19 protein-coding genes and 5 tRNA genes are annotated in these 23980 nt (G+C 60.8%); 8 read left to right on the top strand and 16 right to left on the bottom strand.

Going from position 1 to position 23980, the window contains the following annotated elements; all coding sequences use genetic code 11:
* Positions 1-186: 186 nt before the first annotated feature.
* A tRNA-Ser gene (locus tag CRD20_RS05820) sits at positions 187-277 on the bottom strand.
* A 233-nt stretch (positions 278-510) separates the two neighbouring features.
* Between CRD20_RS05820 and CRD20_RS05815 the strand changes: the two genes are divergently transcribed.
* Positions 511-1491, top strand: a complete 981-nt coding sequence (locus CRD20_RS05815; RefSeq protein ID WP_070603636.1) for a diaminopimelate dehydrogenase — start codon at positions 511-513, stop codon at positions 1489-1491.
* 108 nt (positions 1492-1599) lie between these two features.
* On the opposite strand, the gene CRD20_RS05810 is transcribed toward CRD20_RS05815, so the two are convergent.
* The 3 genes from CRD20_RS05810 to CRD20_RS05800 form a co-directional block, all read right to left on the bottom strand.
* Positions 1600-1788 (bottom strand): CsbD family protein, encoded by a 189-nt coding sequence (locus tag CRD20_RS05810; protein ID WP_005510930.1) that lies wholly within the window; start codon positions 1786-1788, stop codon positions 1600-1602.
* 135 nt (positions 1789-1923) lie between these two features.
* Complete coding sequence (gene tadA, locus CRD20_RS05805) at positions 1924-2502, bottom strand: tRNA adenosine(34) deaminase TadA (protein ID WP_370545991.1); 579 nt, start codon at positions 2500-2502, stop codon at positions 1924-1926.
* A complete protein-coding gene (locus tag CRD20_RS05800) occupies positions 2444-3001 on the bottom strand; it encodes a tRNA adenosine deaminase-associated protein (RefSeq protein ID WP_187405042.1) in 558 nt (185 codons plus the stop codon). Before CRD20_RS05800 ends, tadA begins: the two co-directional genes overlap by 59 nt.
* Before the next feature lie 38 nt (positions 3002-3039).
* On the opposite strand from CRD20_RS05800, the gene CRD20_RS05795 reads away from it, so the two are divergent.
* Positions 3040-4065, top strand: a complete 1026-nt coding sequence (locus tag CRD20_RS05795) for a prephenate dehydrogenase (RefSeq protein ID WP_187405041.1) — start codon at positions 3040-3042, stop codon at positions 4063-4065.
* A gap of 9 nt (positions 4066-4074) precedes the next feature.
* Positions 4075-4923 carry a CoA transferase gene (locus CRD20_RS05790; protein WP_187405040.1) on the top strand — a complete coding sequence of 283 codons (849 nt, stop codon included), beginning with the start codon at positions 4075-4077 and terminating at the stop codon, positions 4921-4923.
* Between the two features lie 47 nt (positions 4924-4970).
* Here CRD20_RS05790 and CRD20_RS05785 read toward each other — a convergent pair whose 3' ends face one another.
* The 5 genes from CRD20_RS05785 to CRD20_RS05765 form a co-directional block, all read right to left on the bottom strand.
* Entirely contained in the window at positions 4971-5960 is a 990-nt protein-coding gene (locus CRD20_RS05785; RefSeq protein ID WP_187405039.1) for an LLM class flavin-dependent oxidoreductase, read from the bottom strand.
* Between the two features lie 334 nt (positions 5961-6294).
* Positions 6295-6367 (bottom strand) — tRNA-Arg (locus CRD20_RS05780).
* 232 nt (positions 6368-6599) lie between these two features.
* The gene (locus CRD20_RS05775; RefSeq protein WP_187405038.1) at positions 6600-10247 is read right to left on the bottom strand and encodes a phosphoribosylformylglycinamidine synthase; all 3648 of its coding nucleotides are present in this window, start codon (positions 10245-10247) and stop codon (positions 6600-6602) included.
* Positions 10248-10851: 604 nt separating this feature from the next.
* Positions 10852-10927: transfer RNA gene (locus tag CRD20_RS05770), tRNA-Arg, on the bottom strand.
* Between the two features lie 3 nt (positions 10928-10930).
* A tRNA-Ser gene (locus tag CRD20_RS05765) sits at positions 10931-11022 on the bottom strand.
* Positions 11023-11233: 211 nt separating this feature from the next.
* Between CRD20_RS05765 and CRD20_RS05760 the strand changes: the two genes are divergently transcribed.
* The gene (locus CRD20_RS05760) at positions 11234-12373 is read left to right on the top strand and encodes a histidinol-phosphate transaminase (protein WP_187405037.1); all 1140 of its coding nucleotides are present in this window, start codon (positions 11234-11236) and stop codon (positions 12371-12373) included.
* Positions 12374-12387: 14 nt separating this feature from the next.
* Here CRD20_RS05760 and CRD20_RS05755 read toward each other — a convergent pair whose 3' ends face one another.
* The 5 genes from CRD20_RS05755 to CRD20_RS05735 all read right to left on the bottom strand — a co-directional run bounded on the left by CRD20_RS05755 (position 12388) and on the right by CRD20_RS05735 (position 16493).
* Complete coding sequence (locus CRD20_RS05755; protein ID WP_224433578.1) at positions 12388-13281, bottom strand: hypothetical protein; 894 nt, start codon at positions 13279-13281, stop codon at positions 12388-12390.
* Complete coding sequence (locus CRD20_RS05750; RefSeq protein ID WP_187405036.1) at positions 13274-14017, bottom strand: hypothetical protein; 744 nt, start codon at positions 14015-14017, stop codon at positions 13274-13276. The genes CRD20_RS05755 and CRD20_RS05750 overlap by 8 nt, the downstream gene beginning before the upstream one ends.
* Positions 14018-14303: 286 nt before the next feature.
* On the bottom strand, positions 14304-15032 hold the full coding sequence (locus CRD20_RS05745; protein WP_187405035.1) for a hypothetical protein: 729 nt from the start codon (positions 15030-15032) through the stop codon (positions 14304-14306).
* A gap of 62 nt (positions 15033-15094) precedes the next feature.
* The gene (locus CRD20_RS05740; protein ID WP_187405034.1) at positions 15095-15868 is read right to left on the bottom strand and encodes a hypothetical protein; all 774 of its coding nucleotides are present in this window, start codon (positions 15866-15868) and stop codon (positions 15095-15097) included.
* Between the two features lie 540 nt (positions 15869-16408).
* Positions 16409-16493, bottom strand: a tRNA-Ser gene (locus CRD20_RS05735).
* A gap of 197 nt (positions 16494-16690) precedes the next feature.
* Between CRD20_RS05735 and CRD20_RS05730 the strand changes: the two genes are divergently transcribed.
* Positions 16691-17659 (top strand): NAD(P)H-quinone oxidoreductase, encoded by a 969-nt coding sequence (locus tag CRD20_RS05730; protein WP_048732059.1) that lies wholly within the window; start codon positions 16691-16693, stop codon positions 17657-17659.
* Positions 17660-17675: 16 nt separating this feature from the next.
* Here CRD20_RS05730 and CRD20_RS05725 read toward each other — a convergent pair whose 3' ends face one another.
* A complete protein-coding gene (locus CRD20_RS05725; RefSeq protein WP_187405033.1) occupies positions 17676-18944 on the bottom strand; it encodes an aminotransferase class V-fold PLP-dependent enzyme in 1269 nt (422 codons plus the stop codon).
* Positions 18945-19415: 471 nt separating this feature from the next.
* On the opposite strand from CRD20_RS05725, the gene CRD20_RS05720 reads away from it, so the two are divergent.
* The 3 genes from CRD20_RS05720 to CRD20_RS05710 all read left to right on the top strand — a co-directional run bounded on the left by CRD20_RS05720 (position 19416) and on the right by CRD20_RS05710 (position 22474).
* On the top strand, positions 19416-20384 hold the full coding sequence (locus CRD20_RS05720; protein WP_224433580.1) for an ABC transporter permease: 969 nt from the start codon (positions 19416-19418) through the stop codon (positions 20382-20384).
* 46 nt (positions 20385-20430) lie between these two features.
* Positions 20431-21213: an ABC transporter ATP-binding protein gene (locus CRD20_RS05715; protein ID WP_187405032.1), complete on the top strand. Its 783-nt coding sequence runs from the start codon at positions 20431-20433 to the stop codon at positions 21211-21213.
* A gap of 154 nt (positions 21214-21367) precedes the next feature.
* Positions 21368-22474 (top strand): glycosyltransferase, encoded by a 1107-nt coding sequence (locus tag CRD20_RS05710; RefSeq protein WP_070429125.1) that lies wholly within the window; start codon positions 21368-21370, stop codon positions 22472-22474.
* A gap of 320 nt (positions 22475-22794) precedes the next feature.
* On the opposite strand, the gene CRD20_RS05705 is transcribed toward CRD20_RS05710, so the two are convergent.
* On the bottom strand, positions 22795-23925 hold the full coding sequence (locus tag CRD20_RS05705) for a hypothetical protein (protein WP_187405031.1): 1131 nt from the start codon (positions 23923-23925) through the stop codon (positions 22795-22797).
* Positions 23926-23980: the final 55 nt, after the last annotated feature.

Here is a 23980-nt window from a genome sequence, read left to right as displayed (position 1 = left end):
AACGTGAACAATGGGGTGTGTGTTACTGATGTTAATTTTGTGATTTAGGTGCTCCAGGTCGGACGCCTCACCATTTGCCGCTTTACGACGGACACCTCCCACACCTCCACCACACCCAGACAATCAGGGCCGATTAAATGCAGAACCCCCGGGGCTCCTAATTAAAGGAACCACCGGGGGTTTTATTGGCGGTGACGGAGGGATTTGAACCCTCGGTACGGGGTTACCGCACAAAGCATTTCGAGTGCTTCACCTTCGGCCGCTCGGACACGTCACCGCTAGAAAACGTTACAGGTAGCCCCTTTATCTACCAAATCCCCAGGTCAGGGCGCCCAGGCCTTCGCTAAGCCGCTCTCGGCGCACTACAACCTGCGCCACCCCAAGCCCGTCAACCCTCCACCGCACTATTCGGGGCGGCCAACACCCGCTGAGATATGAAGGAATAGTCTGTAGCTTGAAATCTAGAAACTTAAACACAGAAGTACAGCCACACAGAAAGGGTTCTCCCTCATGATTCGTTCCGCCATCATCGGCTACGGCAATTTGGGCCGCAGCGTCGAAAAGGTCATCGCTGACCAGCCGGACATGGAACTCGTCGGCGTTTTCTCCCGTCGCGATTCGCTGGACACTGAGGCCCGCGTACTCCCGGCGGCGGATGTCGAAAAGTACAAGGACGAGGTAGACGTGCTGTTCGTGTGCCTCGGCTCGGCCACCGATGTCCCGGAGCAGGCTCCTGAGCTGGCAAAGAACTTTACGACGGTCGACACCTACGACAACCACCACGAGATTCCGAAGCACCGCGCGGCCATGGACGCCGCCGCCCGCGAAGGTGACAACATCGCCATGATCTCGACCGGCTGGGATCCGGGCCTGTTCTCCCTGAACCGCGTCCTGGGCGCTGCTATCCTGCCGGGCGCAGACCAGATGACCTTCTGGGGACCGGGTCTGTCGCAGGGCCACTCCGATGCCGTGCGTCGTGTGCCGGGAGTGAAGAAGGGTGTCCAGTACACCAAGCCGAACCCGGAAGCTATCGAGGCCGTGAAGAAGGGCGAGGGCGCAGACCTGAAGGGCAACGAATGCCACCTGCGCCACTGCTTCGTCGTCGCTGAAGAGACCGGCAACGCCGACGAGGACGCCAAGCTCAAGGAGCAGATCCGCGAAACCATCGTGACCATGCCGGATTACTTTGCCCCTTACGAGACCATCGTGGACTTCATCTCCGAGGAGGAGTTCGACCGCGACCACCAGGGCATGCCGCACGGTGGTCAGGTCATTACCCGCGGCCAGGCCGGTACGTCCGGTCACGTCATCGAGTTCGGCCTCGACCTGGAGCGCAACCCCGACTTCACCGCAGCTGTCCAGGTTGCCTACGGTCGCGCTGCCTACCGCCTGAAGCAGGCCGGCGAGACCGGTGCCCGTACCGTCTTCGAGATCGCCCCGTACCTACTGTCCGCCGAACCACTGGATGACCTGGTGGCCCAGAAGCTGTAACCAGCCCCAACGCTGGCAGCCGGCCATCGAAACACAAAGAACCCCAACCGCCTCCGCATATCAGAAGCGGAGACGGTTGGGGTTACCTCTACCCGAGAACTAAGCGCTCTACTTGTCAGTCAGCTTGCCCAGGGTCTCAGTGGCCTTGTCCTTCAGGTCCTCAGCACCCTGCTTGACCTTCGAAGCAGCCTGCTCGCCCTTGCCCTGGTTTGCCAGGTCGTCGTTGCCAACGGCGTCGCCAGCAGCTTCCTTAACCTTGCCGCCCAGCTCGTCGGCCTTGTTCTGCAGCTCGCTCATTATGTAAGCCTCCTATGTAAACGACTTATCTATTCTCTAGAGCCACCGTCTAGCAGCTCCACCAGTTCCGACGGTACGTGAAAATGAAGGCCCGTCACAGCCACGACGGGAATTGTGACCTAACTGTGACCCCGCTCACGCTTCCAACTGCCGTTGCCGTTCGAAGAATTCCCGCAGGTAAACGGAGCATTCGTCGGCAAGCACACCCCCGCGCACCTGCGGCGTGAATGCGTGGGCGGGATCGCGGATGACATCGGCGATAGAGCCGCACGCGCCGGTCTTGGGCGACCACGCGCCGAAGACCACGCGCCCCACGCGCCCCATGACGCACGCGCCGGCGCACATCACGCACGGCTCCAGCGTCACGACCAACGTGCACTGCTCCAGCCGCCAGCCGTCACCAACGACGCGGGTGGCCTCGCGCAACGCAATAACTTCGGCGTGGGCAAGCGGGTCACCATCAGCTTCCCGACGGTTTGAACCCCGGCCCACAACCTTGCCCTCGGCATCCACGACCACAGCTCCCACCGGCACATCCCCGGGTGCCGTGTGAGCAGCTTCGGCAATAGCCAGGCGCATCCACTCTTCGTCGAGAATGTCCTGTTTTCGACGGGGTAGCGCGCTTGGCCGCCCGGCCAGATGACCTTTGTCAGAGCTAGTCGTCATAGGGGTCGAAGTCATCATCGTCGCCGTCGTAATCCAAGTCGGCAACATCGGCCAGCTCCTCGGCGCACCCCAGTTCCTCGGCAATGGCCAGAAGCTGCTCGGACGCCCACAGCGACTGATCGTCACAGATGGATTCCAGGGCTTCCTCCGAACATCCCAGGTCAGCGAGGATATCCATGTCTCCTTCAGCCCAGGCGTCGACATCGTCGAGCTCGTCCTCGTCGAGGTCGGGGATATCCAGATCCAGCTCGTCAAACACATCTGCCGCAATGTCATCGGTGACGGCAGCGGTAGCGTCGGAAAGCACAACGCGCAGCGACCCGACGCCCTGGCGCACGAGAATAAAGTAGTCGTCGTCGATATTGAGCATTCCGACAGCAGCGCGTTCCGAACGCAGATTGCGCAGCGCCTGTGCAGCGTCAGCGAGCGAATCGGTGGCGCCATCGCCAAGGTCGACGACGCGCCAACCGCGCTCACCCATAGTTACGGCAACCGCGAACGAGCGGTCGTCATCGGAGGTGTACCCTCCGGAAAAGGTCGTGCTCATAACCCACAACGCTAGTCGCTGTATGTCATGCTTGTCAGGTGAGCAATTTCGAGTCCCCCTCCCCTGCTTCGTCCTCCCTGTCAGCTGCACAACTACCCGCGGTATGCATCCTCGGTTTGGGCCTCATCGGTGGCTCCATGATGCGCGATCTGCGGGCCCATAACGTCGAATGCTTCGGTTGGAATCGCTCGTCCGCGACGGTCGAGGAAGCCACGAAGGAGGGATTCGATGCCAGCACGGATCTTCAGGCCACTCTCGAACGCGCTGAGGCCAGCGGCGCACTCATCGTGATCGGCACCCCCATGACAGTCGTCGGCACAATGCTCGACGCCATCAACGAGCACGCCCCCAGCTGCGGCATCACGGATGTCGTCTCCGTGAAGGCGGCCGTCGCCGCCGAGGTCGCCGCACGCGGGATGGAGGAACGCTTCGTCGGCGCGCACCCGATGGCCGGTTCCGCGCAGGCGGGCTGGTCCGCCACGCTCGAAGGGCTTTTCGACGGCGCCCCCTGGGTCATCACCTACGACCTGGCAGCCGCTGCCGACGCTGCGGGCGAGCCCGTCCCGGAGCGCTGGATTGAGGTCTTTTCGCAGGTCGCCAACTTGGGAGCAGCTCTTGGCAGTCAGCTCATTCCAGCGCTGAGCGACCACCACGATGCTAGCGTCGCCCGCATCTCCCACATGCCACACCTGGCAGCCTACGCAATTGCCGCCGCCGGTGAAGCCGGTGGTCCTCTGGCCATTTCGCTGGCGGCCGGCTCTTTCCGCGACTGCACTCGCGTCGCCGCCGCTGCTCCCGACATGGTCATGTCCTGGTGCGAGAACAACACCGAACCAGTGCTCGCCGCGCTTGACGACGTCATCGAGCGCCTCACCGCCGCGCGCACCCAGTTGGCCACCGAGGGAACCGCTATGGACCTGGCCAAAACCGGTCAGATTGCCCGTGTCCGCTACGAGGCCCGCCCCGCTCACCGCCCGATTTTCCGACTGCGCGTCGGCGAGGGCGACTGGATCAACCAGTTGAAGTTGGCCGAAAGCGTCGGCGGGCAGGTAGATGTGTTCTAGTGTGGAACTATGTTTTCCCCCGAGCTGCACACCAGCCTCGCAGGCATCACTGTCGTCAACTTCGCCATTAACGTTCCGGGACCACTGGCCGCCCAGCATTTGGGCCAGCTAGGTGCCCGGGTAATTAAGGTCGAACCACCCACAGGCGACCCGCTCGGTTCCTTCGGCCGCCCCTGGTATGAAGCTATGTCCGCAGGTCACGAGATTATCCAGGCGGACCTGAAGAGCGATGAGGGCCGCGCACAGCTGAGCTCGCTGATTGATGAGGCCGATGTGGCCATCACCTCGGTTCGCCCCTCCGCGCTGGAACGCATGGGGCTGGCGGGGCTCCACGAGCGCCCGAATGGGCCGGTGCATATCGACATTGTCGGTGACACCGACGCTCCGGAAACACCTGGCCATGACCTGACCTATCAGGCGGAGGCCGGAACCCTCACGCCCCCGGCCATGCCGCCGGTGCTGTTGGGCGACATCCTGGGTGCACACTTTGCGGTCACCGCTGCCCTTGCCGGGTTGATTAAGCGGGCGGGTGCTGGGGCGGACGTCGTAAAGCAGCCTGGACTGCACTGCCGCATTGGCCTGAAGCAGGCGGGTGAGGCCGGTGCCGCGCCGCTGAAGTACGGCATGACGGCGCCCGGCGGACTACTCGGTGGCGGCCTGTGGACGTACGGCCTCTACCCCAGCGCCGACGGCTACGTGGCCGTGGCAGCGCTGGAGCCGCACTTTGCCGCCGCCCTGACCGAGGCCACACGCGCGAGCAACCGCGAGGAGCTTGCGGATTTCCTCCGCGAGCGCACCAACGCCGAAATCATGCAGATTGCCAGCGAAAAGTCGCTGCCGCTGGCTGCAGTGGAGTAAGCGGGTCAGTTTAAGGCCGCGCGCCTCGGGGGTCGGGGCCTGGAGCCTTACGCCGTCAGCCCCGCGGCCTCCGCGGTGAGCTCCACCGAACGCAGCCGGTCAGGAACCTTCAGCGATTGATGAGCCACAATCAGCTCATCCGCCGTCGAGTACTCACCGAACTGCGCAATCTGCTCACGCACCTGCGCCACCGTGCCGACCGCCGTGTGACGGAACATATTTTGCACCTGACGCCCCTGCGGGGTATCCATCAGAATCTCCGCCTCATCGTCAGTGAGGTGATGCCCACCGCGACTCAGGAACCGCCTGACCATGTTCCTGCGGGTAGCGAAGTACTGCTGCTGCGCGTCCTCTTCGCTTTCCGACGCAATCACATTCATGGCCGCAAAAGCGTACGGCTTATCCAGCTGCTCAGAAGGCTGGAACTGCTCGCGGTAGACCGCGATGGCATCGCGAAGCGCGTCCGGAGCGAAGTGCGAAGCAAACGCGTACGGCAAGCCGAGCGCCGCTGCGAGTTGAGCACCAAAGAGCGAGGAGCCCAGGATGTACAGCGGCACATGGGTGCCGCGGCCTGGAATCGCGTTGATGCCCTTGATCAGCGACTCGTCGGAGAGGTAACCGCGCAGCTCCTGCACATCCTGCGGGAAGGAATCGGACGAACGCGGGTCACGACGCAGCGCGCGCATCGTGGCCTGGTCCGTGCCCGGCGCGCGACCAAGCCCCAGCTCGATGCGATCCGGGTACAGATTCGCGAGCGTGCCGAACTGTTCCGCGACCGTCAGCGGTGCATGATTCGGCAGCATGACGCCGCCGGAGCCGAGGGTGATGCTCTCGGTTTTTGCAGCCACGGCTGCGATAAGAACTGCCGGCGACGAGGACGCGATGGAGTTCATATTGTGGTGCTCTGCGTACCAAATACGCTGATAACCAACCTTTTCCGCTGTCTGCGCCAAATCGATGGAGCCCTGTAGGGCGTCGGCGTGGGACTGCCCCGAGGCTACGGTAGCAAGGTCAAGAATGGACTCAGTACGAATCATGGTTCCACAGTCTAGACCGTTAGGCGGATATTGCGAGTTTGAGATGCTTCGAATACTGAGGCGCTGGGGGTTGGGGTTTTGGGGATTCGGGTGCGGGTGGCTCGTGGGTGGATCGTGGGCGGCTTGCGGGTGGACGGGCTCATGGATGGCTCGTGGGCGGTATTCACTTGTCGATGAGGTATTCACATATCGATGAGGTATAGCCTGGCCACAAGTGAATAGCTCATCGATATGAGCGCAGGCAGAGCCAATACCGCGCGCATAAGTGCCGGAAAACCATCGATAAGTCGGGCAGACAAAAAGACCCGCACCTTACCGGTGCGGGTCTGCGTTGTGCGCCCGAAGGGATTCGAACCCCTAACCTTCTGATCCGTAGTCAGATGCTCTATCCGTTGAGCTACGGGCGCATTTTGTTGTTATTCAGCGACTCTGGGGTAATTCCCTCGGCCCCTGCAACGAATAGATACTTTACTCATCCTGCTAAGTTTTACAAAATCGCCTGTTCAAGCAACCTTTTCGGCACTTATTCAAGTACATATTCGTTGCACATTAACAACAGGTTTCGTAGCGGTTACCCCGGCCTATCCGAACAGGACCGACCGAGGTACCCCTGACCGAGGTAACGGAGAAACCGAGGAACTACTCGCCGCGGACCCAGCGGACAGCGTTGCCAAAGATGTCCTGCTCACCAATACCCGGAATGTTGCGCATCAAGCCCTCGCGGAAACGCTCAGGGTGACCCATCTTGCCCAGAATCCTGCCGTCAGCACTGACAATGCCCTCAATGGCGTAGGAAGAACCGTTCGGGTTGGCTGGCGCTGTCATCGTCGGCACGCCGTCGGCATCGACGTACTGGAAAGCGACCTGACCGGCCTCGAACAGGCGGCGAGCCTCGTCCTCGGAAACCACGAAACGGCCCTCACCGTGAGAAACCGGCATGAAGTGGGTCTGGCCTGGCTCGAAACCGCGCAGCCACGGGGAATTCACGGTCGCGACGCGAGTGGTGGCGATGCGGGACACGTGACGCAGCTGGCGGTTGTGGGCCAGGGTCGGCGAGTCCTCGCGGAGCTGCGCAGGGTCGCCGTACGGCAGGAAGCCGGACTTGACCAGCGCCTGGAAACCGTTACAAATACCGAGCACAAGACCGTTGTCGGCCACGAACTCCTTGACGGCGGCTGCGACATCGTCGGAACGCAGGAACGCGGCGATGAACTTGGCGGACCCGTCCGGCTCATCACCCAGGGAGAAGCCACCGGAGAATGCCAGGATGTCGGAGTCCTGAAGCTTCTCGATGAACGCCTTCGTGTCCTCCGCCAGCATTGCCGGGGTCAGGTTGCGGATTACGTGGAACTCGTAGGTAGCGCCAGCAGCGACGAATGCCTCGGCCATGTCGTACTCGGAGTTGGTACCCGGGAAGACCGGCAGCAACACGTGGACATCCTTCTTGCCCGGGCTCTGCAGGTCAGTCTTGGTCTCGCTGACCTGGTTAGCGAACTCCGGCAGGGCCTCGCCCTCGTAGTCATTGAGCGGGAAGACCTCACGGTAACCGGACTCCATTGCCTCCAGAGCCTCGGCGACAGTGAAGGACTCCTCACCGAAGCGCAGCGTGCCCGACTCGTCGGTGGCACCGATCTTCACAGCACCCTCAACAGCACCCTCAACATCCTGACCAGCCGGAACAGCCACCACAATGGAACCCAGCGGAGCCTCCGGAAGGGATGCCTCCAGGCCCACGCCATTGCCCACAGCCATGTTGACCAGGGTCGCAGCCAGATCCGCGTTAGTAACAGCCGAGGCCGCAGCCGGGCGCAGCTCCCGCACGGCAGCAAACAGTTCGTTGAGCTGCTCGTAGTTCGGTTCCCCGGACTCGAGCGGCTTGTGCGCAAACAGGTAGAGGTCGAAGTTACCGGCCGGGATTGCGGCAGAGACAGCGTCGGTCTCGTCCATTGCAGCGACCGCAAAGGTCACCAGGGTCGCCGGCACGTGCAGGTCCTCGCCGTAAGTGCCGGACATGGAGTCCTTACCGCCAATAGCCGCAACCTGGAAGCCATCCTGAGCCTCCAGCAGGCCAAGCAGAGCCTGCGCGACCTCGCCCCACCGCTTCGGATCCTGGTCCAGGCGCTGGAAGTACTCCTGCACACTCAGCCAGGCACCGCGCGGATCGCCACCGGCCGCTGCGAGCTTAGCCAGTGCCTCCACGACGGAGTAGGAACCCATGAGGTACGGGGACTCGTCGGCAAGCGATGGCGAGTAACCCCAGGTCATGATGGACGCGGTGCTCGTGCCGCCATCGACCGGCAGCGTCTGGATCGACGCCTGCTCGTCGGTCTTCTGCGTCGCACCGCCGTACGGCATGAGCACGGTGGAGCGGCCGACGGTCGAGTCGAACTGCTCGATCATGCCCTCCTGGGAGCCCGCCGTCGCCGCACGCAGCGACTCCAGTACGCTCGTCGGAGCCTGCTTTACGACGCCGCCCTCCGCAGCAACCATCTCGACGTTCTGGGCGCGGTCGGCGCCGTTGGTGTCGATGAACTCACGGGAGAGGTCGAAGACAACCTCGTCGCCCATGAACATGCGCAGTCGACCGGTATCGGTGATGTCGGCCAGCGCGACGGCCTCGATGTTTTCTTCGGCAGCGGCGGCGATGATGAAGTCCGCATCCTCCGGGCGCACGACCAGCGCCATGCGCTCCTGGGACTCGGAAATTGCAATCTCGCGGGCATTCAGACCGGCGTACTTCAGCGGCACGCGCTCGAGGTGAATGTCGATGGAGTCAGCCAGCTCACCGACCGCAACGGACACGCCACCAGCGCCGAAGTCATTACAGCGGACAATCTTGGTAGCGACATCCTCGCGGCGGAACAGGCGCTGAATCTTGCGCTCGTTGACCGGGTTACCCTTCTGCACCTCGGCACCGGAGCGGCCCAGCGAGTCCTCATCGTGAGCCTTCGACGAGCCGGTCGCACCGCCGACGCCGTCACGGCCGGTGCGGCCACCGAGCATAATCACCACATCGCCCGGCGCAGGTTCGAGGCGCTTGACGTTGTCTGCCGGGGCAGCGGCGACGACGGCACCGAGTTCCATTCGCTTAGCGACGTATCCCGGGTGGACCAGCTCACGCACACCAGTGGTGGCCAGACCGATCTGGTTGCCGTAGGAGGAGTAGCCGGCTGCGGCGCGGGAGGAAATATCGCGCTGCGGCAGCTTGCCCTCGAGGGTCTGCTCGCGCGGAGTGTTGATGTCACCTGCGCCGGACAGACGCATGGCCTGGTAGACCCACGAGCGACCCGACAGCGGGTCGCGGATTGCGCCACCGAGACAGGTCGAGGCGCCACCGAACGGTTCGATCTCGGTCGGGTGGTTGTGGGTCTCGTTCTTGAACATAAGGAGCCACTTGCGGTCATCGCCCTCGACGTCGACGTAGACGGAGCAGGCGTTGATTTCTTCGGAGACTTCCTGGTCATCCATGACACCCGTGCGACGCAGTTCGCGGCCCATGATGGTGCCCATGTCCATCAAGGAGCGTGGCTTGTGCGTGCGACCGTTGAGCTCACGCAGCTCGTCGTAGCGACGCAGCGCGCGATCCAACTGCGCGGCAAAGCGCGGCTCGTTGTTCTCGATGGAGGTCAGCTCGGTGTTGAAGGTGGTGTGGCGGCAGTGGTCCGACCAGTAGGTATCCAGCGCGGACAGCTCTACCTCGGTCGGAGTGCGGCCCTCGGAGCGGAAGTAATCCTGGATGGTCTTCAGGTCGGCCAGCGACATGGCCATGCCGTCGGCTGCGAGCAGCTCGGCCAGGCCTTCGTCATCCAGCTCGGTGAAGCCCGGGTACTCCTTCAGCGGCTCAATCTCGCCCATGCTCGGACGGCGCAGGACGCTCAGGTTCTTCTCCCCCGATTCGACCGGGTTGATGAGGAAGGAGCGCACGGCGTCATTCACCGGAGCATCGAAAACATACAGCGTTGCCGAGGTGATCTGCGCCTGCGTTTCCGGGCGGAGCAGGCGCAGGGCCTGCTCGGCGGCATCGGCACGCTGGTCGTACTGGCCAGGAAGCGGCTCGACAGCAAGGTAGTTCCCCAGCTCGGCGGGGGCCGGGAGCTCGACCAGCTCGTCGACACGCGAATCAGCAACTACCGACTCACGCAGCGCGACAAGATCCTCCTCCGTCGCATCGAAAGCATCGTAGAGATAGTAGATTGCCACCTCGCCGTCCTGGCCGATCGAGGACAGCAGCGTAGCTTCCTCATTGCGGAACTCGGGCTTACGGCGAACGGCTAGACGGGCGTCCATCAAGGCTCCTATCGAAATACGGGGAGGGCAACCGGGGTCTAAGTCTATTGCAACTGTTCAGGATAGGAAAATGTCCCCCGGTGTGCGAGGCGGCGCGGGGCGGCGCGGGGCGGAGGCGGCGCAGGGCGGAAGCCCCGATTGACCAAGTACAAGGTCAGGCTAATCGGATTCGGTCGGGCAAAGGCTGCGCGGGGGTGTTGGAGGTACGGCCGTGGCGGCTCAGGGAGGTGGCGAGTCGGTCGGCAGGTCCGGGTTGGTGCCTGTTGCTGCGCTTTGCTACCTGTTGCTGCGCTTTGCTACCTGTTGCTGCGCGTTGCTGAAGCAAGGGAGCTGGTTCGTTGTCTTATCGATGCATAGTTCACCTATCGATTCGCTATAGCCTGGCCACAAGTGAACAGCGCATCGACAAGTGCACACGTAGCACCCACAGCGCGCGCATAAGTGGCGCAAAACCATCGACAGGCCACGAGAAACCATCGATAAGTGACCGAACCCTGGCCACAAGTGAAGGACCGCGCTGCCCCGCCCCGCAATGCCCCGGCTCGCGCTGCACTGCCAGGTAATAAAAACAAAAAGCCCCGCACCTACAAGGTGCGGGTCTACATGGTGCGCCCGAAGGGATTCGAACCCCTAACCTTCTGATCCGTAGTCAGATGCTCTATCCGTTGAGCTACGGGCGCGTGTGGCGGAGGCGAGAGGATTCGAACCTCCGGCCCGTCGCAAGACAGGCAACTCCTTAGCAGGGAGCCCCATTCGGCCGCTCTGGCACGCCTCCAAAACCACTGGCATCGATCCCGCTTCAGCAAAGCTGTTCGCCATTGCGTGGACGAGACCAAATAACCGCAGCCAATCCTACAGAACACAAGAATTGAAAAGCAAAACACCCGCGGAGCCACCAAATACGGCGCCACAAATAGCGACCACACCTTGGGATTTTGCGGGGATTCTGTACTGCCCAATCCGGGCCATGTTCTACAGTTAGGCCTATGACCAACGATGCATCTTCAGTTCAGCCCAAAACCCGTGCCGACCTCGAGCAGGTTCCGGCCTATGTCCCGGGCAAGGCTGTGCCCGGCGCGCTGAAGATCGCGTCCAATGAAATGACCCAACCGCCACTGCCCTCGGTGGTGGAGGCCATCTCGCAGACCATCGCTGACCCAACCACCAGCCCGAACCGCTACCCGGACATGGGCGCGGTTGACCTGCGCATTAAGCTCGGCGAGCATCTGGGTCTGCCCATGGAGCAGGTCGCGGTCGGCTGCGGTTCCTCCGCTCTGTGCCTGCAGCTCGTGCAGGCCACCTGTGCGGATGGGGATGAGGTCGTGTTCCCGTGGCGCAGCTTCGAGGCCTACCCCATTCTCGCTCGCGTCGCTGGGGCTACTCCGGTGCCGGTGCCGCTGGATGCGCAGGGTCGCAATGATCTTTCGGCAATGGCTGCCGCTATCACCGGCCGCACACGCCTGGTTTTCGTCTGTAATCCCAATAACCCGACGGGCACGACCATCACTCGCGAGGCATTCGCGGAGTTTATGGCGCAGGTTCCGGGCGATGTTGTGGTCGCTCTCGACGAGGCGTACATCGAGCTGGTGGACGAGGCCACTCATGCTGCTACCCCGTTGGCGCATGAGCTGCTGGATACCTACCCCAACCTGGTTGGCCTGCGCACATTCTCCAAGGTCTACGGTTTGGCCGGGCTTCGTGTGGGCTACATGTTCGGCCCGGAGAAGCTTGTGGAGGCCGTGAATAAGGTCGCTATCCCCTTCTCCGTAAACACTCTCGCGCAGATTGCCGCGCTCACCTCGCTCGACGCACAGGAAGAGCTCACCGCCCGCATTGCTGAGGTCCGTGCGCAGCGCGTCGCGGTCACCGAGGCCATCAATGCCGCCACCGGCCGCGAGACGGTGCTGCCGAATTCGCAGGCCAACTTCATTTGGATTGACGAGGGTCGGATTGCGGATCTCTCTTTGCTTGACGACGTCTCGGTGGCCACCACCACGGATCTCGGTGACTTCCTGGCGCAGCGCAACATTCTCATCCGCTGCTTTGCCGGCGAAGGCGCTCGTATCACCATCACTACTGAGGAAGAGACCTCGCAGCTGCTGGCTGCGCTAGGAATTGAGCACTAGCAGCTATCGCTCAGCTAGCAGCTACCGGCGCGGCCGGTGGTCGCGCCACCGCTGCGCTCAATCGCCTTTGCGATGCGGTCAAGCATTTGCTGGCCGGTCTCATAGGTGCCGTCGTCAGGCTGGGCTGCGATAGCGACACCAACGAAGGTGCCCGGCTTCTTGCCCGGCAGATAGCCGAACTGTCGCACAAGGTAGACACCTTCATCATCTGGGCCCCACCCACCCTTGAAGTGGGCACCGCGGATGCGTCCGAGGCCGTAGGACTGCTCGTCGGCAATCTGCCCCATGAGGTCAGCGACCTTTGGGCCCGCCTCGATACACTGCAAATTGGCGCCGAAAATAGCCTGGTCGCGCAAATCCCACTGTGTCTGCCCGAAGACGGTGTATTCCGCACGGATGCGGTCAGTGCCCATGACGGTGCGGGTGTCGTGGCCCTCTCGGAGAATCTCGTCGGTGGTCGCGCCTGCGGTCGCATCATCACCCAGGGAGTACCACATGGACTCAGCCGCATCATTATCGGAAACCGTGATTGCGGCTTCGACCAGGGAATCCACGCCCGATTGGCGCACATAAGCCACCGCGATGGGCACCTTGGAGGTAGACCAGGCCGGACCCGTTTTGAAGTCGCCCGTGGAAACCACTTCGGAATCCTTATCCGGCGTTGCCAGAGCGGCGCCGGCCAGACCACCGAGTTCCTTTTGCGCGGACTTCACTGCCTCGACAACTTCGCGAGGCATCTCACCGGGCACAACTTTCCCGTCGGAGGATGCTCCGCCGGGGCCGTCGTCAAGCGGATTGGACAGCGTCGGCGACGGCATGTCCGCCGAATCGGTGCCGATGGTGCAGGCGCTAAGGCCGAGCGTGACGACGGCGGTTGCGGCGAGAGCTACTCGGAGACGTTTAGACAATGTGCACCGTCGCATTCGTACCGCCGGTGCAAGTGACAACCTCACCGTTATCGCGGCAGGTCATGCTGTATGTCTTGCCAGTTGTTGGGCTGCTAGCGGTGACAGTACCGTTAAGCTTCTTCGTAAGTTGATACTGCTCAACGAAGGAATTGCGCACGTTGGTGGCAAACTGGCAGGTCGTAGTGTTACCGCCGACATCTTCTGCATATACCAAGTTCAAATCACCCGGATCGCCCGAGCCGGAGCAGTGACGCCAGTTCGATGGCGGCTGGAACCCTTCAGCGCGACGCTTCTGCTCAGCGGTCGACGAGGTGGAGGAACCCTCAGCACTAGCGGACTGAACCGACTGGGGCGAGTTGCTGCCAGCCGAATTCACTCCCTTCGAGTCGGAGAAGTAGAAGTATGCCATTGCGCCGACGAAGAGAGCGACCGCAACGAGCGCCAGGACAATAACCGCGATGGTCAGCCCCTTGTTGTCATTGCTCGGCGCAGCAGCCGGACCAGCTTGCGGACCTGGAACATAGGGGGCGGGGCGGTATGGTTCAGGCTGCTGGGACTGTGAATACTGCTGCTGCAGATACTGAGTCTGCCCCTCAGGCTGCTCCCACTGTGCCCCGTCCACAGCGCTCCACGCATTTGCCGGCGTATCAGCGGACGGTTGATCATCTGACGTGCCCGGATTTATGCTCCACTCACCGAACGAGTCGTCCGAGTGGTTGCTCCGATTCGTTGCCATTGTTCGACCTTTTCCTCAATACCGTCCGCCAGCATGACGCTGGGTTTGTATTACAGCAAGACCGAGCTTACCGGTTTTAGCAATTTGCCCGTATTGTTTCAGGCCACAGTACACGTTGGTCGGAGCAATTAAATTACCTCCGCAAAATTACCTGTGGCAGATTTCGGACACACGAAACCCCCGACCGCATGCGCTCGGGGGTTTACGTTCTGTAATTCGCTCTCTATCTGGGGAAGTTTTTACTCATCCCTGGAGAACTGCCGCTAATCGCGACCTAGAACAGTCGTTAGAACGGCCACCACGACGGCTTCGCATTCTTGTTCACGACTACCTTTTCGCCGCCGACGACCCAGTTCTCGTTGGGGCTCAAAAGCGCGCCCACGTGGGCGTAGCCGCCGTTGTCGAATTCACCTTCGTAGTCCGGAGCCCGGTACGTGAAGTCAACGGAGACAGACTTCGAACTGCTGACAGTCGGGTTGTCCTTGAAGGCACCGAGGAAGCCGCCCTCCGTCCAGGACAGGCGCACCTGACGATTACCGTTGCGCTCGGTGTTGACGTACTCCCCCTCCTTCAGCGTGTAAATACCGCCGCCGAGGATATTGTCCTGCGACTGGCGAGTCACACGAACGAGCTCAAAGTCAGCCGGGATGTTGTGGCCGATTCCCCGCAGCTTGGCGTTGCCGTTGACACCGACGACCTCAATACGGATCGTGACCTCGTCACCCGGTCGGACCTCCTTACCGCGGATAATCTGCGAGTAAACATCAGCAGACCATGCCGGGCCACCGATGGTGCCGAGCTTCTTCTTCGGGGCGCTCGAGCCCGGCAGGGTCAGACCAGGCGAATTAAGTCCTGGCGAGTTCAGACTCGGCGAGGGCAGACCCGGGGACTGCGCCATGGCCGGAGCGCCGAAACCGAAGGTCAAGCCAGCTGCGATGGTAACTGCGGCAATGGCGGTACGGGAGCGACGTCGCGGACGAGAGGCCTTAGTGGTCTGGGCGTGTGCGTTGTACATGTTGAGAAGCTTTCTGTGAGACCTGAGAACTATCGAGATGAAAGTGCGCAGATGGAAACTACTTAGCGGTTAATGCCCGGCGACGGCAGCCCCGGGGACTGGAAGCCCGGTGACGGCAGGCTCGGCGACTGCAGGCTCGGGGAGCCCAGCGAGCCACCCGGAACACCCGGAGCCGGCGCCTCCCGCTTCACAGTGAGCTTCGGTCCCATGTCATGCAGCTTCTCCACCGAATTGCTCGGGTTGAAGTGGATTTCGGTTCCGGTATTCAACGCACCGTCGGCAATTGCGTCCGTGACGCGGTACTTCCACTTGAAATTCACAGTCGACGTGGTCGGGGAACCCCATGCCTGTGTGATTCTGTCGGCTGCAAACTCCACCGCACCGTTGTTAACGATTTCCAGCCACTTGTCTGACTCGTTCGGATTCGCCCACTCATCGTCGCCGACCTTGTACGTCGCCGAGTTGGCCACGTACTGCAGACCATTCGGAATGACATCGGTCATGCGCTGAATGTAGGACTTCGCACCCCAGATGTTGTTGTCCGTGTAGGTCAGAGTAAAGGTCACGACATCACCGGGCTTTACGACGGCACCAGCGACACCATTAACCTCAACAGATCGCATGACATTGGAGTTCTTCCAGCTATGCGTCGCGCTGGAGGAACCAGTACCGGTGACTTCGCCAATGGCGTCGGTGACGGTCTGAGTGATGGAATCAATGCTCGGCAGTTCCTGAGCATGTGCGGTATTACCGAATCCCGCAAAGGTCATACCTGCGGCTAGAGAGAGTGCAGCAATGCGAGCAATGCTGAGGTTACGTACGGTGCGAGTTGCCATCTGTCACGGGCTCCTTTTAACGATGCGAAGACTTGTGGTCGGAGTAGGCCAACATGGCGGTTCTCCAGCAGGAATGCACGCGTGATGCATCGGCGTGCGATTCACTTGGCGATAGTTAATACGACACCTATCGACGGCGGCAACAAGTAGCCATTTTTCGAACATCAACCTAAAAATCGAAAACCATGTCGCCACATCAGTCACGCCAGTCACATGTCCGCACATGCGTTACAGGTTTGGGCCGGCTGGAATACTTTTAACTATAGAAATACGCACTGCCCTGAAATGGCCGTTTCCCACCGCTGCCGAAATTGACCCCATTTTCCATCCCGCGACAAAACACCCCAGCTTGCCCCCTGTAACGCTGTTCAGGGGTATCCAAAGAGCCCAATTACATGCCCGTCCGACCACCCCATAACGGGGTTAACCACGAAAACCGCCCAAAGGTCCAACTATCCGTCGCCGACCTCAGTACATACGCCAACTTTTAGGAGAAATGGAGAAACCCCCGGTAGAAGATCTACCGAGGGCTCCCAGCTGCGGAAGTAGAGGGATTTGAACCCCCGGAGGTGTGACCCTCGCTGGTTTTCAAGACCAGTGCATTCGGCCGCTCTGCCATACTTCCAACGCCAACATCATAACCGCATACCGCCGTAAGGCAGCAAACGCCCTCATAACACCCCTTGCCAGCACCTTTCGCAAGCCCTTCATCGGAAACCGCACCCCAAGCATCCACCTCTACAGACATAACTATTTTTGCTAACTGCAAAAGAGCTTGAAATACCGCGTGCATAACCAGTTTTTGCATTACCTTTGAAGACTATGAAGGCAATCATTCAGACTGATCTTTCCAACCCCCGCGCCCTGGAATGGGCCGATGCTCCGGAACCGACTCTCGAGGATGGGCAGGTGCTGGTCAAGGTCAAAGCCGCTGGCGTAAACCGCGCTGACCTACTGCAGGCCGCTGGCCACTACCCGCCACCGAAAGGCGTGACCGACACCCTCGGCCTGGAGTGCGCGGGTGTCATTGAAGAGGTCAAGGGGGACTCCCAGGGCTGGAAAGTCGGCGACGAGGTCTGCTGCCTTCTCTCCGGTGGCGCTTACGCCGAAAAGGTCGCAGTCCCGGCCGGCCAGATTCTCCCCCTGCCACATGGCTACTCCTTCACCGAGGCCGCATCCATCGTCGAGGTTGCCTGCACGGTGTTCTCGAATGTCGTGATGATTGCCGGCCTCAAGGAAGGTGACCTGCTGCTGGTCCACGGTGGCGCGGGCGGCATCGGCACTTTCGCTATTCAGATGGCCAAGCGGCTCGGCGCTCGCGTCGCAGTCACCGCCGGTTCGGCGGAGAAGCTGGCTAAGTGCAAGGAGCTCGGCGCCGACATCCTCATCAATTACAAGGAAGAGGACTTCGAGGAAATCGTTGCAGCTGAGGGTGGCGCCAACGTCATTCTGGACATCATGGGCGCAAAATACCTCGACCGAAACGTCAAGGCCCTGGCGAAGGACGGCCACCTGGTCATCATCGGCATGCAGGGCGGCGTTAAGGGAGAGCTCAACATCGGCCGCCTGCTGAGCAAGCGCGGCTCCATCACCGCCACCGGCCTGCGCTACCGCGATCTCGCTGACAAGGCTCGCATCGTCAACGCCACAGAGGACACCATCTGGCCAATGCTTGCCGACGGCACCGTCACCCCTCAAATTCATGAGGTCATGGATATGCGTGACGCAGCCAAGGCCCACGAGCTGCTCGACAGCGGCGCGGTCAGCGGCAAGATTGTGCTGACCGTCTAGTTAGCTGACTACCTAGTTAACCGAGCGAGGCAACTGCGCGCACGAGCTGGTCAATGTCGTGCGGCGTATTGAACGGCTGGAGGCCAACTCCCACGGCACCTCCAGCCTCATCGATGCCCATGGCCTCCAGCAGTGGCGATTCGTATGCATCAACAATGCTGGTCACCAGGCCATTATCCAGCAGCCTGTCCACGACCACCTTCGCCGACACCCCATCGACGAGGAAGCTAACGCGCGGAATGTGCTGTGCCCGCGACACACTCGCGAAAGAATCATCTTCGGTATCCATGCCGATGATGTACACCCGCGGCAGGGTCATCAACGCCGCAATTAGGCGTTCCGACAACGTCGTCAAGTAGCGAGAAACCTGCGGCATCGCCGTTTCAATGCGATGCCTACGCGACCCCCTCGCCGTGCTATCCAGCGATGCCAGGTGCAGCACCGATTCCGACACCCCGCCCAGCAATGCCGGCGACACCGGGGAAACCTCAATCCGCTCGACGCCTCGCACATTCGGCACATAGCTTAACGACGTCATGCGCTCGAACATCTCGGGATCCTTGAACACCAAAGCTGCGACCTCAGGCCCGCCCAGCACGGAGGCGTCAACCAGCATAATGTCGGCGCCCAGCTTGCTCATCGACACATCGCGATAGGCGACAATATCCGAGGCATCAACCAACACCCAGGCGTTGGAGTGCTCATGCACCCGCCGAGAAATGTCAGCTACCGGGGCAATGGTGCCAACGAACGGATCCGCGGCCGGGACGACAACGAGGCGAGTGTGCTCGTCTACGAGCTCGTCGAACTGCCAGGACGGCAACGTACCCGAGGACAAGTCAGCCTCAGCAATGCGGACTTGAGCTCCGTAGAGATTGGCTGCTCGGCGTAGTGGTGCGTGTACGACCTGCGAACCAATGCGAGAAATCACCAGGTTAGAGCCGAGCGTCAAGCGTCGACTCATTGCGGACGTGAACTGCTCCATGAGCACCTCACGCGAAGATCCCAACACCACGCCGGCGACCGGGCCACCAGTGAGATCGGCAAAAGCCCGGCGCGCACTGGCGGTTAGTTCCGCTGCAGCGGGAACGCCCGAGCTGCGCGACTGGCCATGAGCTCCCGCCCCAGTCTCACCAGGAAGGGACTTCTGCGCATTGCGAAATGCAGAAATCATCGCAGCCTGGACACGCTCGGGTACCTGGGTGCGTTGACCCGCATTGAGGTATGTCCACCCGTCGGAAAGCGACGAGTAAGCACCCCTGGTTGTCGGCACATCGAAGGCCATGAAAACCCTTTCCCGGTTTCGAATTCAAGCTGCGATATCTATTTCAGAGTTAACTGTGCAATCACCCACGAATCGAGCGTTCATGCCCCGAACCGTGTATCGCTTGCACATCTTAGTTGGAGCCAATTCTATCGAAGCAACCCCATATAGGATAATCTTTATCCCTTTTTAGCAGTTGCTTAAAATTGGCCGAACTTTTCCTGCCTGTATCCATGCGCAAGCACTCCCGATGCGTGAACCATATGCACCAGCTGCATGCCATAAAGCAGTTACAGCGGCGATTGTATGTAAGTTTTCCAGGGTCACATAACCAGTCGCATAACCAACCGTGGAAACAGCCTCAGAAGCACCACGTCACCACCAATGACGACCACCCCACGCGACGGTTGTTCGCCGTCACGACGTGGAATAATGGCTCGCCCGGTGCCGTCGGTATTCAATCTAAACCGCCCTAGCTAGTAGTTTGGAGACGTGACTAACGCAGAAAATGATCGCCAATCCGCAGCTGCAGCCGACCAGCCGGCCAATACTGTGCGCAATGGCTCCGCTATCCGCACGGAGGAAACTCTCCGTCGCGACATTGCGCGCATAACTGACGCAACAGGCGAGGCACCGGCTTTCAAGTCGCGTTCCCGCACCATGGGCGCTGCCTGGCGGGATCTAGCTATCGGCTTCGGCCAGCGCGAGCTGTGGCTGCAACTGGGCTGGCAGGACATCAAACAGCGGTACCGCCGCTCCACGCTTGGTCCACTGTGGATCACCATTGCCACCGGCGCCATGGCCCTCGCTCTCGGCCTGCTGTACTCGCTGCTGTTCCAGCAGGAGCTGGCGTTCTTCCTGCCACACGTGACCGTTGGCCTGATCATCTGGGGATTCATCTCCGGCTGCGTGCGCGAGGGCGCAACCGTCTTCATTGAAAACGAAGGCCTGATCAAACAGTTGCCCAGCGCGCTGAGCGTTCACGTCTACAGGCTGGTATGGCGGCAGCTGCTCTTCCTGGCCCACAACATGGTGATCTGGCTGATCCTCGTGCTGGTCTTCCGGCCGGATTTGGGCTGGAACTTCTTCCTGGTCATCCCCGCGATGGCGCTGCTGGTGGTCAACGGTGTGTGGGTGACGATGTTCTTCGGCATCATCGCTACGCGCTACCGCGACGTGGCACCACTGCTGGATTCCCTAATTCAGCTGGTGTTTTACATGACTCCGATTGTGTGGACCACCAAGACGCTGGAGGAACAGGGCGGTGCCGTCGCCGAACGCGCACGCATCGCAGAGATCAACCCGCTGTTCCACTACCTGGAAATCATCCGCGCCCCATTGACCGGCCAGCCGGTGGATACCTACCACTGGTGGATTGTCCTCGCCTGCACCGCAGTCGGCCTGCTGCTGGCACTCGGGGCTATGCGCCTGTGGCGCTCCCGCGTGAGCTACTGGGTTTAGGCCGCAAGGACCGTCGTAAAGCGAATAGAACTAGCAAGGGATAAGCATGGTCAGCATTGATACTTACAACGCGTGCGTTGACTTCCCCATTTTCGACGCCAAATCGCGGTCGATGAAGAAGGCGTTCCTCGGCGCCGCGGGTGGTGCGATTGGCCGCAATGACTCCAACGTCGTGGTTATTGAGGCGCTGAAGGACATCAACATCCACCTGCGTGAGGGCGACCGCGTCGGCCTGGTAGGTCACAACGGCGCGGGTAAGTCCACGCTGCTGCGACTGCTGTCGGGCATCTATGAGCCCACGCGCGGTGCCGCCGATGTGCGCGGCCGTGTGGCTCCGGTGTTCGACCTCGGTGTCGGCATGGACCCGGAGATCTCAGGTCTGGAAAACATCATCATCCGCGGTCTGTTCCTGGGGCAGACGCGCAAGCAGATGAAATCCAAGCTCGACGAAATCGCAGAATTCACCGAACTCGGCGACTACCTGCACATGCCACTGCGCACCTACTCCACCGGTATGCGCGTGCGACTGGCGCTCGGCGTGGTCACGTCCATTGAGCCGGAGATTTTGCTTCTCGACGAAGGCATCGGAGCCGTCGACGCCGCATTCATGGCGAAGGCCCGGACGAAGTTGACCGAATTGGTCGACCGCTCCGGTCTGCTGGTGTTTGCGTCGCACTCAAATGAGTTCCTGGCGCAGCTGTGCAACACGGCGCTGTGGATTGATCACGGTACGGTTCGACAGGCAGGGCTTGTCGACGAAGTGGTCGAAGCCTACGAAGGTAAAGAGGCCGCCGACCAGGTGCGCCGCGTGCTCGCGCAGCGACGGTAGTAGCTTCGCCGGGAGTCCGGGCGCGGGTCCATAGTGGCCAAGCGGGCGGCTCGCGGGCAGATTGCGGGCGGCGCGGGTGGTTGGCGAATTGCTCACCCGGAGCAACATGGCAAGATAGACAGCAATAAAAACAGTAATAAACGGTACGTCCCCGATGGAGAACGAAGTGAGCGAAAACTCGGCTGACCACCCAAAGCACGATGAAGCAGCAACGGCCGCAATCGTGGTGACTCACAACCGCATCGAGGACCTGCGTCAATCGCTTCCCATCGTTGCCAGCCAGACCCACATGCCGAAGTGGCTCATCATCGTCGACAACGGCAACGACCCGAAGGTCAAGGAGCTCGCTGAGCAGGTGGCGGCGCAGCAGTCGTCGGAAAGCGGATCGGCGCCGGAGATTCACTACGTCGGTTCTAAGACGAACCTGGGCGGCGCTGGTGGTTTCGCACTGGGCATGCTGACTGCGCTGTCGCTGGGCGCGGAGTGGATTTGGTGCGCCGATGACGACGGGCGCCCGGAGGACTCCTACGTGCTGAAGGCGCTGCACAGCTGCGCGCGACGCCACCAGCTCGACGCTGTCTCGCCGGTGGTCTGCGATATTAAGGCCCCGAACAAGCTGGCATTTCCCCTGCGCCGCGGGCTGGTGTGGCGTCGTCATCGCGAGGAGCTTTTCGAAAGCGGCATCAACCCCAAACTCCCGGAAGTACGCGACTCCGAGGGCACGAAGTGGTTCACCAATTTCGCAGATCAGAAGGCTGCGACCGGGCTCGAACTGCCTAGCGACCTCGAGACCATCGACGGCAACCACGACCTCCTGCCCGGCATCGCATCCCTGTTCAACGGCGCGCTGTTTAGCGCCCGCTCGCTGGAACAGCTCGGCGTTCCCGACTACCGCCTATTCATCCGCGGCGACGAGGTCGAATTCCACCGCCGCCTGGTCCGCTCCGGCCTCCGGTTCGGCACATGCTTGACGACGGCCTACCTGCACCCCTCCGGCTCGGGTGAATTTGTGCCCATTCTCGGCGGCAAGATGCACACGCAGTACCCGACCAATGACTTCAAGCGCTACTTCACCTACCGCAACCGCGGCTACCTGATGAGCCAGCCCGGCATGCGCAAGCTCATGCCACAGGAGTTCCTGCGCTTCGGCTGGTTCTTCCTGGTCCAGCGTCGCGATGTCCGCGGCTTCTACCGCTGGTTCAAGCTACTGAAACAGGGCCGCGCGGAGAACTTCGAGCGCTTCGACCCGAAGTCGAAGTAGTTCGGGCTGGGGGCGCTGGGGTTGGTGGGGCTGAGGCTGTGGCACTGGCCTGCATATTTGACCTCTCCCGGGTCGTGTAGTCCGCATTTCGAGTGCTCAGTGCGCAAAAGTGTTACCTAACCCCTGGTTCCCTTCTCCTCCACTGACATATCGATGAGGTATTCACTCATCGATGCGCTACAGCCTGCGCATAAGTGAATAGTCCTACGATAAGTGCGCGGGCCAGGCCAACAGCGTGGCCATAAGTCCTGAAAACTCATCGACAAGTGGCGGAAAGTTGGCCATAAGTCAGCACAATTGCAATAGGTCAGCAGCTGAACTTAGCCTGAGTCGCGCGAGGTCGGTTCATTTTCCAGAAGCTGCAAACGCTGCTTACGCTCCTGGATTCTGGACTCACGGAGCTGCCGATCTTTATACGGGACAGTGGCTTGACGAAAACGCCCAACTTCGGACGAAAATACCAACCCACCTGCCTGAATGCGCTGCCTCTGCCGAATAGCGAACTGTCGCAAGACCTCCACGCAGTCCCCATTAATGACCTGTGACCATTGGAAGCGGAGTACATCTAAGTGGAGGTTTCGCAGACGCTTCTCACGAGCTTGCTCTTTCAGAAGCACAGTCTCCGTAGCTGCTACCCCGCCACCGGAATACTTAGTCAGCCCATCGAACTCAATGATCAAATTCAGATGAGGCACATAAAAATCGACGCGCCCAATGAATCCTTCACTGTCATAGAACTCGACTTGCTGCATGAGCACGCATTTTTCGTCGTAAAGCGTGGCAATTCCTGAGTCGATTATGCATTTCTTTGTGATTGACTCACCGATAGTTTCGCTGTGTTCGCTGGCAGTTCGAAGTAGCTCGCGGGCGCGACGGGTCCCCGGCGAACGTGGGTAATTTGTGAGGACTGTACGCAATTCTTCGAGGTCACACCACTGTCGTAGAGCGGTGTCAACGATGATTGGCCCGTTTTCGGACTCGCTGGTGCGGCAAATATCGATGACGGTTTTCGGCACATCGGTAACGCAGCGCCCACCAATGCGAACGATGTCTTGTTCGAGGATTTTGCCACCGACATGGCGCAATCCGCCGCCAGGTCGGCGCAGGCCGGAATTGGCAAGCGCGATTGTGGCATTTCGAACAAGCAACGGGATGCCATGCAACGCAGCGGCTGCTTCGCCCGTAATGATTGTCCCGGAACCTGGCTTGACCAGTGCCTTTATCTGTAGTTGAAAACGTTCGAATGCTGACAGCGCATTCCAGCGAGAGCACTCGATGTAGGTGCCGTACGCCAGTCTGAGCAGGGATCCATCTCGAATATTTGTGCTTTCGACGTGGCCGTGCAGATTATCCAGCTCTGACTTGGCACTGACATATTCACAAGGATGCTTGATTTGTTTCTGCGAAGCCGCGTGGATGAGGCCATCGGAATCGTAAGTCCAGTTAGGCATTGGTTTAGGCACGCTCCCCGAGGTCGGCTACAGGAATTCACGCGTGGAATTAGTG

Source organism: Corynebacterium sp. LK33 (genome assembly GCF_014334955.1).
GTDB classification, from domain to species: domain Bacteria; phylum Actinomycetota; class Actinomycetes; order Mycobacteriales; family Mycobacteriaceae; genus Corynebacterium; species Corynebacterium jeikeium_D.
Note: the sequence above shows the minus strand (reverse complement) of the source record. Positions and strands in the feature narration are given on the sequence as shown.